This window comes from Nocardioides aquaticus, assembly GCF_018459925.1.
Classification (GTDB): Bacteria; Actinomycetota; Actinomycetes; order Propionibacteriales; family Nocardioidaceae; genus Nocardioides; species Nocardioides aquaticus.
This window is the reverse complement of record NZ_CP075371.1, coordinates 897,615-910,530: the sequence shown is the minus strand read 5'-3', so window position 1 is coordinate 910,530 and position 12,916 is coordinate 897,615. Positions and strand designations below refer to the sequence as shown.

The window sequence follows — 12,916 nt, the reverse complement described above, 5'->3', positions numbered from 1 at the left end:
CCGGGCACCTCCGGCCCAACCCTCACCCGCCGCACGACATTCCCCCACCCCCTCCACAATGGGCTCATGGAGACCACCACACCCCTCGCCGTCGTCACCGGAGCCAGCAGCGGGATCGGGGCCGCCACCGCCCGCACCCTGGCCGCCGCCGGCTACCACGTCGTGTGCGCCGCGCGCCGGGCCGAGCGCGTCGAGGAGCTGGCCCGCGAGATCGGGGGCACGGCCGTGACCTGCGACGTCACCGACGAGGACCAGGTCGCCGCGCTGGCCGCGCAGGTCGGGGCGCGCCTGGACGTGCTGGTCAACAACGCCGGCGGCGCCTTCGGGATGACCCCGGTCGCGGAGGCCGACTCCGCGCAGTGGCGCGCGATGTACGAGGTCAACGTGATCGGGCTGATGCAGGTCACCCGCGCCCTGCTGCCGGCCCTGCTGGCCTCGGGCGCCGGCACGATCCTCAACGTCGGCTCGACCGCCGGCCGGATCGCCTACGAGGGCGGCGCGGGCTACACCGCGGCCAAGCACGGCACCCAGGTGGTGACCGAGACGCTGCGCCTGGAGCTGTTCGACCAGCCGGTCCGCGTCCTGGAGATCGCCCCGGGCATGGTCCGCACCGAGGAGTTCAGCGCGGTCCGCTTCGACGGCGACCAGGCGAAGGCCGACGCCGTGTACGCCGGGGTGCCCGACCCGCTGACCGCCGAGGACGTCGCCGATGCCATCGGGTGGATGGTCACCCGTCCCGCCCACGTCAACGTCGACAGCCTGGTCATCAAGCCCCGCGCGCAGGCCGCGCAGCACAAGGTCCACCGCGTCTGAGCGGCCGTACGGCCGGCCCCGCCCCCCCGCCGGCGCGCCGGAAACGTCATCTCGAGGCGCCGCGAGCGTCATCTCGGCTGTCCGCGAGCGTCATCTCGGCCGGAGTGGCATGATCCGCCCGTGCAGACCATCGGACTGATCGGCGGGATGAGCTGGGAGAGCAGCTCGGTCTACTACGAGATGCTCAACCGGGGGGTGCAGCAGCGGCGCGGCGGGCTCAGCTCGGCGCGGACGGTGCTGAGCTCGGTCGACTTCGCCGAGGTCGACGCGCTGCAGCGCGCCGAGCGCTGGGACGACGTCGCCGAGGTCCTCGTCGGCGCCGCGACGGGCGTCGAGCGGGCCGGCGCGGACTTCCTGCTGCTGTGCACCACGACCTTCCACCGGGTGGCCGACCAGGTCGCCGACGCCGTCGACATCCCGGTCCTGCACCTCGCCGACGTGGTGGCCGACGCCGTCCGCGCCCAGGGTCTCGACGAGATCGGGTTCGTCGGCACCTCCCTGGCGATGTCGCGCACCTTCTTCCTCGACCGGCTCCGCAGCCACGGCCTCACGGTGCACGTGCCCGAGGCGCACCACCACGAGGAGCTCGACGCGATCATCTACGGCGAGCTGATCCACGGCCGCGTCCTGGACTCCTCGCGCCGCACCGTCGTCGGGCTGGTCGAGGAGCTGTGGGACGCCGGCGCCGGCGGGGTGGTGCTCGGCTGCACCGAGCTCGAGCTGCTCGTGCGCCAGGCCGACGCCGAGCTGCCGCTCTTCCCGTGCACCTCGCTGCACGTCGCCGCCGCGCTCGACCGCGCCCTGGCCTGACCCCACCCCGGCAGGCCGCGGGACGTCATCCGTCCCGTACCCCGGCCGAGCGCGCCGACGTATGACGTCGCGGGCCTGCCCGGGACCCACCCACCGGCCGCTACTGCGGCGCCGGTTCCCTCGTGCGCCGCCCCAGCGTGGCGATGGCCAGCAGGATCAGCACCGAGCCCAGCACGCCGGCCGGGCTCAGCCGCTCGCCCAGGAACGCGACCGCGAGCAGCACCGCCGTCACCGGCTCGAGCAGGCTCGCCACCACCGCGGTGCCGCTCGAGGTGGTGCGCAGCCCGGTGAACAGCAGGGCGTACGCGACCGCCATCGTCACCACGCCGAGGTAGACGATCCACCCCCACGACGCGAGGTCAGCGGTCAGCACCGGCTCCCCGCGCAGCAGCGGCAGCCCCAGCCCGAGGGGCAGCAGGACGCCGGCCGCCACGACCATCGTCGCGGTCGTCATCGTGAGGGTGTCGAGGCGCCGCGAGAGCGGGGCGCCGACCTCGGCGGAGAACCCGTACGCCGCACCGGCGGCGAGCGCGGCCAGCACCCCGACGACCGGGCGGGAGCCGGCCGGCCCCTCGCTTCCGGCGCCGCCGACCAGCAGCAGCCCGACCACCGCGACCACCACGGTGGCCAGCGCCCCCGCGGCCGGGGGCCGGCGTTCGCGGACGCTGCCCACCACCAGCAGCAGCGCCGGGGCGAACCCGAGGCACACGACCGTGGCGATGCTGACCCCCGCCCACAGCACGGCGACGAAGAACAGCTGCTGGAAGGTCGCGGTGAGCACGCCGACCGCCACCACGCGGCGCCACTGCGGCCGGGCCAGCACCCAGCAGCGGCGCAGCCGTCCGACCGAGGCCACCGCCGCGAGCAGGACGCCGGCCGCGACCAGCCCGCGCAGCGCCCCGACCGTCAGCGGGCCGAGCCCGGAGGCCTCGACGGCCAGCGGCACGGACGGGCCGATCGTCCCCCAGAGGACGCCGGCCAGGCAGACCAGCAGCAGCCCCCGGCCCAGCACCGGCCCCGGCGCCCCGGCGGTGGCCGGCGCCGCGGCAGGAGTCCTCACCGGGGCATCGTCGCAGCCGTCCGGGACCTACGCCTCCGTCGGGCCGTCGGGCCGCAGCACCAGGTCGGCGACGGCGCGCAGGTCGTCGGTCAGGTCCTGCTCGGGCACCCGCACCTGCCGGCCGTCGAGGTCGAACTCGTAGGTGAAGTGGTCGGGCATCGGGCTGCCGGCCGGGCGGGCGGCCTGCGGGTCGATGCGGTCCACCAGCCCGGCCAGGGTCGCCGCGCGCTCGTCCGCGCCGCCGAGGTCGACCTCGGCCTCGACGGTGCGGCCCACGAAGCCCCCCGAGCGGCGGACGCGGACGGTGCGCAGCGGGCCCCCGGGGGCGGCGCCGCCCGTCGCGGGCGCCGAGCTGCCGGCGACCGGGCGTACCCCGACCTGGCGCCACGCCTCCTCGACCGCGGCCGCGGAGTCCCCGGCGGCCGCGACGGTCGCTGCCGCGAAGCCCGCGAAGTCGGTGTCGGGGCGCACGTCGCCGCCGGTCAGCGCGTCGTACCAGATCCGGCCGGCGCCGGCCCACGACGAGCCGCCGACGGCGACCGCGGCCAGCTGGAAGGCGCGGTTGGGGATGCCGGAGTTGATGTGCACCCCGCCGTTGTCGTCGGTGGTCTCGACGTAGTCGTCGAGGTGGGCCGGCTGCGGGTCCGTGCCCAGGCGGGGGTCGTCGTAGGCCGTGCCGGGCGCGGCCATGTCGCGCAGCGCCCGGGCCCGGACACCGGGCAGGAACAGCTCGGCGCCGATCAGCCAGTCGGCCTCGGCGGCCTGCTGGCCCAGCAGCCGCTGCTCGGAGCAGGCGGCGAAGACGTCGGAGACGGACTCGTTCAGCGCCCCGGGCTGGCCCTGGTAGACCAGCCCGGCGGTGCGCTCGGTCACGGCGTGCGCGAGCTCGTGCGCCAGCACGTCGGCGGCCTTGGTGAACCGGGCGAACACCTCGCCGTCGCCGTCGCCGAAGACCAGCTGGGTGCCGTCCCAGAACGCGTTGGCGTAGTCGCGGCCGTAGTGGACGGTCAGCGACACCGGCGCCCCGCGACCGTCGTAGGAGTCGCGGTCGTAGACCTCGCGGAACAGCGCCAGCGCCCCGGTGATCCCGGCGGCCGCCTCGTCGACGGCCGCGTCGCCCGACCCGGGCTCGCCCGCGCTGCGCACCGGCCGGCCGGGCAGGTCGGTGCCGTTGCCGGCGTCGTGCACCGTCCACGCCCCGGTCAGCGGCGCCGCGCCGTCACCCCGCCGGTCGCGGCGTCGCGCGCGGATCCGGTCGTCGAGCAGCAGGGTGTCGCCGTACCCCAGGTGCTCCAGCAGGTAGGGCGGCACGATGCCGCAACGGACGGTGGGACGGGTCTGCGGCGTCGAGGTCATCGCCCCATGCTCACCGACACCGCCGACACCGCACCAGGCCTCACCGGGCCCCACCGGGCCTCGCCTGGCCCCACCGGGCCTCACTGGGACGGCGAGGGCTCCGGCGAGGCGCTCTCGCTGATGTCGACGCGGCTGCACTCGGCGGTCTGCGAGCGGACCTCCGAGTCGAGGTCCTCGAGCCGGTCGAGCAGCCCGACCAGCTCGTCGGGGCGGAAGTCGCGGACGGCCCCCGCCACGTCGTCGATCAGGCGGGTGGCCTCGGTCAGCGTCTCCGCGGCGTCCTCGCAGGCCCCCGGCAGGGTCACCACGGTGTCGGCCGTCTCCTGCCCGGCCTCCCCGGCCTCGCCGGTCGGGGTGGCGGACGGCCCGCCGGAGGCCTCCGGCGCCTCGGCGGCGGGCTGCCCGGCCGTCACGACGAGCGCGCCGAGGCCGAGGCCGACCAGGAAGGTCAGCACCGGCAGCAGCCGCGACGCCCACCGCTGCCACCCCGACTCCTCGACCTCGATGGTCGTCGTCGGCGGGGGTGTCGGGCTCGTCGGGCTCGTCATGGCGTCTCCTGCGGCGGGTCCCGGGCCGGGGGCCGGCCCTGAGGAGCGAAGGGGTGTCGGTCGGCTCTGATAAGACAGGGCCCGTGTCGACGACCATACGGGTAGCTGCGGACCACCGGACCCTCCGGCTGATGGACGCCGCCGTCCTGTCCTGGGTGGTGCTGTGGATCGCCATCGGGGCCTGGACCGGCGTCACGCTGTGGCGGGCCGCCGACGTCGGCGACACCGTCGCCTCCTCCGGCCGCTCCCTGGTCTCCGTCGGCGAGGGCCTGCAGTCGCTGTCCGCGGTGCCCCTCGTCGGGGAGCGCCCGGCCGAGATCGGCGCCGACGTGACCGAGACCGCCGACGAGATCAGCGCCCGCGGCGGCGAGGTCAAGGGCCAGCTCCGCCAGCTCGGTGTCGTGCTCGGCATCGCCGTCGTCGGCATCCCCGTCACCCCGATCGCCGGGCTGTACGTCCCGCTGCGGCTGCGGCGAGGTCGGGAGGTCGCCCAGATCCGCCGGCACCTCGCCGAGCACGACGACGACCCGCGCTACGACCGCTACCTCGCCGACCGGGCCCGCGCCTCCCTGCCCTACGCCACCGTCGCCACCCTCGACCCCTCCCCCGACGACGCGTCCTCGGGCCGCACCCCCGAGCAGGCCCGCGCCACCCACCGCGTCCTCGCCGACGCCGAGCTGGCCCGGCTCGGCATCCGTCGGCCCTCCCCCGCACGACGGTGACCCCCGGCGCGGGCGGCGGCCTGAGCGGCGTGCTCGCGCGCGGCCTGGTCGCCGGTCGCTGGCTGGTCGTCGTGGCCTGGCTCGCCGCGGTCGGCGCCTGCCTGGCCTTCCTCCCGGCCCAGGCCTCGGGCGGCGGGGGCCTGTCGGGCCTGCTCTCCGGCGACACGCCGGCCGTGGAGGCCGAGCTGCGCTCGGTCGAGCTGTTCGGCTTCCCGCTGGTCGCGCGGACCGTCGTGGTGCAGCGCGACCCGTCGGGGCTCTCGCCGTACGCCCAGGCGCGCACCGTGGTCCGCGCCCTGGCCGTCGACCGAGGCCGCGCCGGCGACGTCGACCCGCTGCTGGGCGCGATCCCGGTCACCAACACCCTCGGGCTGTTCCCGGGCTCCCGCGAGACCGGCACCACGTCGCTGACCTACCTGCTCTACGGCGCCGACGCCTCGCTGGGCCAGCGCACCCGCTCGGCGGAAGACTACGCCGAGCGGTTCTTCACCGAGCGTGACGACGTCGTGGGGGTGACCGGGTCGGCGCCGGCCCGCTCCCAGCAGGGCGCGATCATCCGCGACGCCCTGCCGGGGGTGGAGGCGATCACGCTGCTGGCGATCGTGCTGATCGTGGGGTTCGCGTTCCGCTCGCTGGTGGCGCCGCTGATCGCCCTGGTGGCGGCCGGGGTGTCCTTCGTGGTGACGCTGCGGCTGACCGCGTACTTCTCGGACCTGCTCGGCCTGGCCAGCCCCGACGAGCTCGAACCGGTGGTGATCGCGCTGCTGCTGGGCGTGGTCACCGACTACGTCATCTTCTTCTGCTCCTCGCTGCGCGACCAGCAGCCGGCCCTGCTGCGCGGCCAGGGCACCCGGGCCGAGGTGCGCGCCGCCTCGATCGCCGCGACCACGGCGTCCGTGCGCCGCTCCGGGCCGATCGTGGCGGTCGCCGGGCTGGCCGTGGCCGCCGGGACGGCCACGCTGCTGGCCGCCGAGTCGCCGTTCTTCCGCGCGCTCGGCCCGGCGCTGGCCTTCACGGTGACCGTCGGCCTGGTCGTCGCGATCACCCTCGTCCCGGCCCTGATGGCGATCCTGGGCGGGCTCGTCTTCTGGCCCTCGCGCCGCCCGGGCGAGGAGCGCCGCCGGGCGCTGAGCGGCCGGCTCGGCGCGGTCGGGGCGCGGTGGCGCTCCTGGACCACGGTCCGCACCCCGCAGTGGCCCGCGGCGGTGATCGACCGCACCACCGCCTCGCGCCGCGCCGGGCTGCTCGTGCTGGTGCCCTGCCTGGCCGGGCTCGCCCTGTCCGCGAGCCTGGTGCTGCGCCTGGACCTCGGCGTCTCGTTCATCGGCGCGCTGCCGCCCGGCTCCGAGATCCGGGCCACCGCCGCGCAGGCGCAGGACGGGTTCGCCGAGGGGATCCTCTCCCCCACCGAGCTGGTGGTGGAGGGCGACGACGTCGCCGAGCGCCGCGGCGCCCTGCGCGAGCTCGGCACCAGCATCGCCCGGCTGCCCGGGGTCGCCGGCGTGCTCGGCCCGGGCTCCCAGCCGGGGCCGGTGGAGCGGCTGCTGCTGCTCTCCGACGACGGCGACGCCGCGCGCTACCTGGTGATCCTGGACAGCGACCCGCTCGGCGCCGACGCCGTGGCCACCACCAACCTGGTGCAGGCCGCCCTGCCCGGGATGCTGCGCGAGGCCGGGCTGGCCGGGACCAGCGTCGCGCTGGCCGGCGACAGCGCCACCGCGGCGTACCTGGTCGAGCAGACCGAGGCCGACCTGCTCCGGATCGCGCTCACCGCGCTTGTCGCGAACCTGCTGATGCTGCTGCTGTTCCTGCGCGCCGTGGTCGCCTCGATCGCCCTGCTGGCCACCAGCCTGCTCTCGCTGGGCGCGACGCTGGGCATCACCAGCCTGGTCTTCGACCTCGCCGCCCCCGGGCAGGGCCTGACCTTCTACGTCCCGTTCGCCGCGGCGGTGCTGCTGCTGGCCTTCGCCTCGGACTACAACATCTTCACCGTGGGCCACGTCTGGGAGGACGCCGAGGGCCGCACCCTGCGCGCCGCCGTGCGCCACGCGCTGCCGTCGTCGGTGAGCGCCGTGGTGACCGCCGGCCTCGCCCTGGGCACCAGCTTCGCGCTGCTCTCCCTGGTGCCGCTGGCACCCTTCTCCCAGCTGGCGTTCGCGGTGGGGCTGGGGATCGCCCTGGAGATCGTGGTGGTGCGGCTGCTGGTCGTGCCGGCGCTGCTCACCGTGCTCGGCCCCCGCGCGGCCTGGCCGAGCAGCCGCTTCGGCGCCCGCCGCCGGATGCACGGCCCCGCCGGCCGGTGACCGGTGACGCCCCCGCCGAGATGACGCCTCCGGACAACCGAGATGACGCTCGCGGCGCCTCGAGGTGACGCTCGCGGCGCCTGGTGGTCCCGGCTCAGCCGACCAGGGTGGGGACCAGCGCCTCCCCGGTCTCGCGCGGGAACTCCTCGTGGACGAACAGCTTGCCGCGGCCCACGACGTGGAGCCGGGCCGGGCCACCGAAGGTCGTGACCATCTCCTGGGTCCAGCGCAGCGGGAAGAACGGGTCGCGGGCACCCTGGACCAGCTGGACGGGCACCCGGATGCGCGCGTGCAGCCCACCGAGCGCGGCGAAGGACGACCCGAGGTCGAAGCGGCGCAGGAGCTCGCCCGCGGCCCATCGTCGTTCCGGGTCGCGCAGCGGACGGAAGAAGAACTCGTCGAACTCCCCGTCGATCAGGCTGCGGTCGTCGAAGCAGTCCCCGAGGACGAACCGGGTGCACCGCAGCCGGTCGTGCGCGACCACCCGGGCCAGCAGGTGCTCGAACCCGGGCACGCGGCGGGCCGCGACGAACGACCTGAACCTCCGGCTGGGACCCTGCGGCTGCTCGGTCGCGACCAGGCCCCACGCCCGTACGCGCCGGTCGCCGGCCAGCGCGTGGCGGGCGATCAGGCCGCCGCTGTCGTGCCCGACCACCGCGACGTCGTCCAGGCCGAGGGCGTCGACGACCCCGCGGACGGCCACCGCGTGGTCGGCGACGGAGAGCCCGACGGTCCGGTCGAACCGGCTGCCACCGGCCCCGACCAGGTCGACGACGTGGCACCGCAGGTGCGGGGTGAGCAGCGGCAGCAGGGTCCGGAAGGTCGCCCCGGAGGCCGGCCAGCCGTGCACCAGCAGGACGTCGGGCCCGGACCCGACGCTGCGGACGGCGACCTGCCCGTTCCCGACGTCGACGTGGCGGGGCGGTGGCGCCCGGAACAGGTCGCTCGCCTCGGCGGTGGTCATCGTGCTCATCAGGGCTCCTCGGGGTCGGGGTGGACCCGTCCGGCGCGGGCCGTGCTGCGACCCTCACCCGTGGCCCGGCCCGGGGCAACGACGTGCGGAGGTAGGTGCCCGGGTCCCGTCCGCGGCCTACGGTGACCGGGTGGCGAGCAGACCGGGGGCCGGGGCGGCGGACAGCGGCGCCGGGCTCTTCGCGGCGCTGCTGAGGCACTGGCGCACCCGGCGCGGCCTCAGCCAGCTGGACCTGGCACTGGTCGCGGACGTGTCGAGCAGGCACGTCAGCTTCCTGGAGACCGGCCGGTCCTCGCCCAGCGCGGAGATGGTGGTGCGCCTGGCCACGGCGCTGGACGTGCCGCTGCGGCAGGCGAACGCGATGCTGCGGGCCGCCGGCCACCCCGCCTGGTACGCCGAGCCCGCCCACGACTCCGCACTGCCCGACCAGGTCCGGGCGACCCTCGAGCTGATGAAGCGGCACCACGAGCCGTTCCCGCTGGTCGTGATCGACCGGACGTACCGGGTGCTGGACGTCAACGCCGGGGCGCTGGCCGTCCTCGGCGCGGCCCTGCCCGGCCCGGCCACCCTCGACCCCGCCGGCCTGAACCTGGCCCGCCTCTGCCTGGACCCGGACAGCGGGGGGCGCGCCATCGTCAACCAGGCCGCGATCGCCCGGGAGCTGCTGTGGCGGATGCAGCGCGAGCTGCTCGCCGACCCGGGCGACGCCCGGTTGCGTGCGCTGGTCGAGGAGCTGCTGGCCTCACCGGTCGTCGAGCCGGACTGGCGACGGCCGGACCCGACCACCCCGTCCGCGCCGTCGGTCGAGCTGCAGCTGCGCGTCCGGGCCGAGGTGTGGGCGTTCCAGCTGGTCGTGAGCACCGTCCAGGCCCCGCTGGAGGTCGCCGTCGACGAGCTGCGGATCGAGCAGTGGTTCCCCTCCGACAAGCTCACCGCCGACGGTTGCCGCGCCCTCGCGGCGCGATCACGCTGACCGTCAGTCTTGCTCGGGCGGGAACCCCCCGGTGGCCACCGGACCCCAGTCCTCGAGCGTGATCCGCAGCAGCGACTTGCCCTGCCTGCGCATCGCGGCGCGGTACTCGTCCCAGTCGTCGTGCTCGCCGGCGATGCAGCGGAAGTACTCCACCAGGCCGTCCTCGGCCTCCCGGCTCGGCATGTCGAGCACCTCGGTCCTGCCGTGGACCTGGACGTACGGTCCGTCCCAGTCCTCGGAGTGCACGACCACGCTGGTCACGGGGTCGCGCCGCAGGTTCGCGGCCTTGGCGCGCTGCGGGTAGGTCGAGATGACCAGCCGTCCGTCGGCGTCGACGCCGCCGGTGACCGGCGAGGCCTGCGGCCGGCCGTCCCTGCGACGGGTGATCAGGGTCATCCGGTGCCGGGGCCGGACGAACGCGAGCAGCTCGTCGCGGGAGACCCGGTCGGCGGTGGCGTAGTTGACCATGGCGACAGACTAGGCACATCCCAGCCGCCGTCCCGCGCCTCCACGGGCACGAGCAGGAGCACGAGCAGGAGCACCCCATGGCCCAGCACCGCGCCGCGTACACCGACGAGGCGACCGCGAGCGGCGTCGACGACTCCTCCCTGCGCTCGCTGCGCGGCTGGAACCTCGGCCTCGCCGTCCTCCACGCCGTCCAGGCCGTCGCCGTCCTCGTCCTGGCGTCCGACTTCGCGATCACCGTCACCACGATGCTGCCCACCGGTCCGCCGGGCTCGACCCCGGCCGCCCCGGAGGCGCTGGTCGACGTCCGGGTCGGCTGGGCGATCGCGTTCTTCCTGCTGCTCGCCGCGCTCGACCACGCCCTGACCGCCACGGCGGCCCGCGGGACGTACGAGCGGGACCTGCGCCGGGGCATCAACCGGTTCCGCTGGTGCGAGTACTCGGTCTCCGCGACCGTGATGATCGTGCTGATCGGCTTCTACGCCGGCGTCACCGAGGTGACCGCGGTGATCGGGATCGTGGGGGCCAACGTGGCGATGATCCTGTTCGGCTGGCTGCAGGAGCAGATGAACCCGCCCGGTCGCACCACCACCACGATGCTGCCGTTCTGGTTCGGCACCGTCGCCGGCCTCGCGCCGTGGCTGGCGGTCGGGTGGAACATCGCCGCGGCCGAGGAGGTGCCGGGGTTCGTGCTGGGCATCTTCGCCTCGCTGCTGGTCTTCTTCTCCTCGTTCGCGGTCAACCAGTGGCTGCAGTACCGCGGGGTCGGGCCGTGGCGCAGCTACGCGTTCGGCGAGAAGGCGTACCTGGTGCTGAGCCTGGTGGCGAAGTCGGCGCTCGCCTGGCAGATCTTCGGCGGCTCGCTGGCCGGCTGAGGCCTTGTGAACCACGTCACGAGCGCCCGGCGACGAATCGGCCAGGGGCAGCCGCGCCCGTAGACTCCCCTGGGGCCTCCCGGCTCATCGACCCTCCAGCGGAAGCGACACCACTTCGTCATGCCTGTCTCCACCACTCGTTCGGACCTGCGCAACGTCGCGATCGTGGCGCACGTCGACCACGGCAAGACCACGCTGGTCGACGCCATGCTGCGCCAGGCCGGCGCCTTCACGGCGCACCAGGCCGAGAGCGTCGCCGAGCGCGTCATGGACTCCGGCGACCTCGAGCGCGAGAAGGGCATCACGATCCTCGCGAAGAACACCGCGGTGCACTACGAGGGCCCCGCCGGCGGCGGCCAGCCGATGGTCATCAACATCATCGACACCCCCGGCCACGCCGACTTCGGTGGCGAGGTCGAGCGCGGCCTGTCGATGGTCGACGGCATCGTGCTGCTCGTGGACGCCTCGGAGGGCCCGCTGCCGCAGACCCGCTTCGTGCTCCGCAAGGCGCTCAACGCCGACATGCCGGTGATCCTGGTCGTCAACAAGACCGACCGCGGCGACGCCCGCATCGCCGAGGTCGTCGACGAGACCTACGAGCTCTTCATGGACCTGCTCGACGACACCCACTCCCAGGACGCGCTCGACTTCCCCGTCGTGTACGCCTCGGGCCGCGCCGGCGTCGCCTCGCTGGTGGCCCCCGAGAACGCGACCATGCCCGAGGGCGACAACCTCGAGCCGCTCTTCAAGACGATCCTGGACACCATCCCCGCCCCGACCTACACCGAGGGCGCGCCGCTGCAGGCCCACGTCACCAACCTCGACGCCTCCCCGTTCCTGGGCCGCCTCGCGCTGCTGCGCATCCACGAGGGCGAGCTGAAGAAGGGCCAGACCGTGGCCTGGATGCGCCGCAACGGCGAGGTCAAGAACGTCCGCGTCACCGAGCTGCTGGTCACCGAGGGCCTCGAGCGCAAGCCCGGCGAGTCCGCCGGCCCCGGCGACATCGTGGCCATCGCCGGCATCCCCGACATCACCATCGGCGAGACCCTCGCCGACCCCGAGAACCCGGTCGCGCTGCCGCTGATCCACGTCGACGAGCCCGCCATCTCGATGACCATCGGCACCAACACCTCCCCCCTGGTCGGTCGTACCAAGGGCGGGAAGGTCACCGCCCGCCTGGTCAAGGACCGTCTCGACGCCGAGCTCATCGGCAACGTCTCGCTCCGGATCCTGCCGACCGAGCGCCCCGACGCCTGGGAGGTCCAGGGCCGCGGCGAGCTCGCCCTGGCGATCCTGGTCGAGCAGATGCGCCGCGAGGGCTTCGAGCTCACGGTCGGCAAGCCGCAGGTGGTCACCAAGGAGGTGAACGGCAAGCTGCACGAGCCGTTCGAGCGCCTGACCATCGACGCGCCCGACGAGTACCTCGGCACGATCACCGAGCTGCTGGCCTCCCGCAAGGGCCGCATGGAGCAGATGACCAACCACGGCACCGGCTGGGTGCGGATGGAGTTCGTCGTCCCGGCGCGCGGCCTGATCGGCTTCCGCACCGAGTTCCTCACCGACACCCGCGGCACCGGCATCGCCCACAGCATCTCCGAGGGCTACGAGCCGTGGGCCGGCGAGATCCGCTCGCGCACCAACGGCTCGCTGGTCGCCGACCGCAAGGGCGCGACCACCGCGTACGCGATGACCAACCTGCAGGAGCGCGGCGTGATGTTCCTCGAGCCGGCCACCGAGGTCTACGAGGGCATGATCGTCGGCGAGAACTCGCGCGCCGACGACATGGACGTCAACATCACCAAGGAGAAGCAGCAGACCAACATCCGCTCCGCCACCTCCGACAACTTCGAGAAGCTGATCCCGGCGCGCAAGCTGTCGCTGGAGCAGTGCCTGGAGTTCTGCCGCGACGACGAGTGCGTCGAGGTCACCCCGGACATGGTCCGCATCCGCAAGGTCGTACTCGACGCCGGCGAGCGTGCCCGCACCGCCTCGCGCGTGCGCAAGGGCGGCAAGTAGCA

12 protein-coding genes are annotated in these 12,916 nt (G+C 74.8%); 7 read left to right on the top strand and 5 right to left on the bottom strand.

Translation table 11 applies throughout. From position 1 onward, the window contains the following. The first annotated feature begins 66 nt into the window (after positions 1 to 66). Both ENKNEFLB_RS04420 and ENKNEFLB_RS04415 read left to right on the top strand, forming a co-directional pair. Positions 67 to 813 carry an SDR family NAD(P)-dependent oxidoreductase gene (locus ENKNEFLB_RS04420; RefSeq protein ID WP_214058089.1) on the top strand — a complete coding sequence of 249 codons (747 nt, stop codon included), beginning with the start codon at positions 67 to 69 and terminating at the stop codon, positions 811 to 813. Between the two features lie 120 nt (positions 814 to 933). Beyond that, positions 934 to 1,623: an aspartate/glutamate racemase family protein gene (locus ENKNEFLB_RS04415; RefSeq protein ID WP_214058088.1), complete on the top strand. Its 690-nt coding sequence runs from the start codon at positions 934 to 936 to the stop codon at positions 1,621 to 1,623. Between the two features lie 100 nt (positions 1,624 to 1,723). Here the strand turns inward: ENKNEFLB_RS04415 and ENKNEFLB_RS04410 are convergent, their stop codons facing one another. The 3 genes from ENKNEFLB_RS04410 to ENKNEFLB_RS04400 all read right to left on the bottom strand — a co-directional run bounded on the left by ENKNEFLB_RS04410 (position 1,724) and on the right by ENKNEFLB_RS04400 (position 4,587). Continuing rightward, positions 1,724 to 2,683, bottom strand: coding sequence for a DMT family transporter (locus ENKNEFLB_RS04410; protein ID WP_214058087.1), 960 nt, complete (start codon positions 2,681 to 2,683; stop codon positions 1,724 to 1,726). A 27-nt stretch (positions 2,684 to 2,710) separates the two neighbouring features. Continuing rightward, the gene (locus ENKNEFLB_RS04405; RefSeq protein WP_214058086.1) at positions 2,711 to 4,039 is read right to left on the bottom strand and encodes a M4 family metallopeptidase; all 1,329 of its coding nucleotides are present in this window, start codon (positions 4,037 to 4,039) and stop codon (positions 2,711 to 2,713) included. 80 nt (positions 4,040 to 4,119) lie between these two features. Then, complete coding sequence (locus ENKNEFLB_RS04400) at positions 4,120 to 4,587, bottom strand: hypothetical protein (protein ID WP_214058085.1); 468 nt, start codon at positions 4,585 to 4,587, stop codon at positions 4,120 to 4,122. A gap of 131 nt (positions 4,588 to 4,718) precedes the next feature. Between ENKNEFLB_RS04400 and ENKNEFLB_RS04395 the strand changes: the two genes are divergently transcribed. Both ENKNEFLB_RS04395 and ENKNEFLB_RS04390 read left to right on the top strand, forming a co-directional pair. Then, on the top strand, positions 4,719 to 5,309 hold the full coding sequence (locus ENKNEFLB_RS04395) for a hypothetical protein (protein ID WP_214058084.1): 591 nt from the start codon (positions 4,719 to 4,721) through the stop codon (positions 5,307 to 5,309). After that, a complete protein-coding gene (locus ENKNEFLB_RS04390) occupies positions 5,306 to 7,612 on the top strand; it encodes an MMPL family transporter (protein ID WP_214058083.1) in 2,307 nt (768 codons plus the stop codon). Before ENKNEFLB_RS04395 ends, ENKNEFLB_RS04390 begins: the two co-directional genes overlap by 4 nt. Before the next feature lie 94 nt (positions 7,613 to 7,706). Here ENKNEFLB_RS04390 and ENKNEFLB_RS04385 read toward each other — a convergent pair whose 3' ends face one another. Further along, positions 7,707 to 8,585, bottom strand: coding sequence for an alpha/beta fold hydrolase (locus ENKNEFLB_RS04385; protein ID WP_214058082.1), 879 nt, complete (start codon positions 8,583 to 8,585; stop codon positions 7,707 to 7,709). A gap of 130 nt (positions 8,586 to 8,715) precedes the next feature. On the opposite strand from ENKNEFLB_RS04385, the gene ENKNEFLB_RS04380 reads away from it, so the two are divergent. Beyond that, positions 8,716 to 9,558, top strand: coding sequence for a helix-turn-helix domain-containing protein (locus tag ENKNEFLB_RS04380; RefSeq protein WP_214058081.1), 843 nt, complete (start codon positions 8,716 to 8,718; stop codon positions 9,556 to 9,558). Positions 9,559 to 9,561: 3 nt separating this feature from the next. On the opposite strand, the gene ENKNEFLB_RS04375 is transcribed toward ENKNEFLB_RS04380, so the two are convergent. Then, entirely contained in the window at positions 9,562 to 10,026 is a 465-nt protein-coding gene (locus ENKNEFLB_RS04375) for a PPOX class F420-dependent oxidoreductase (RefSeq protein ID WP_214058080.1), read from the bottom strand. 77 nt (positions 10,027 to 10,103) lie between these two features. On the opposite strand from ENKNEFLB_RS04375, the gene heR reads away from it, so the two are divergent. Together heR and typA are read left to right on the top strand one after the other, a co-directional pair. Next, entirely contained in the window at positions 10,104 to 10,898 is a 795-nt protein-coding gene (gene heR / locus ENKNEFLB_RS04370) for a heliorhodopsin HeR (protein ID WP_214058079.1), read from the top strand. 120 nt (positions 10,899 to 11,018) lie between these two features. Then, positions 11,019 to 12,914, top strand: a complete 1,896-nt coding sequence (gene typA / locus ENKNEFLB_RS04365) for a translational GTPase TypA (RefSeq protein WP_214058078.1) — start codon at positions 11,019 to 11,021, stop codon at positions 12,912 to 12,914. Positions 12,915 to 12,916 lie beyond the last annotated feature (2 nt).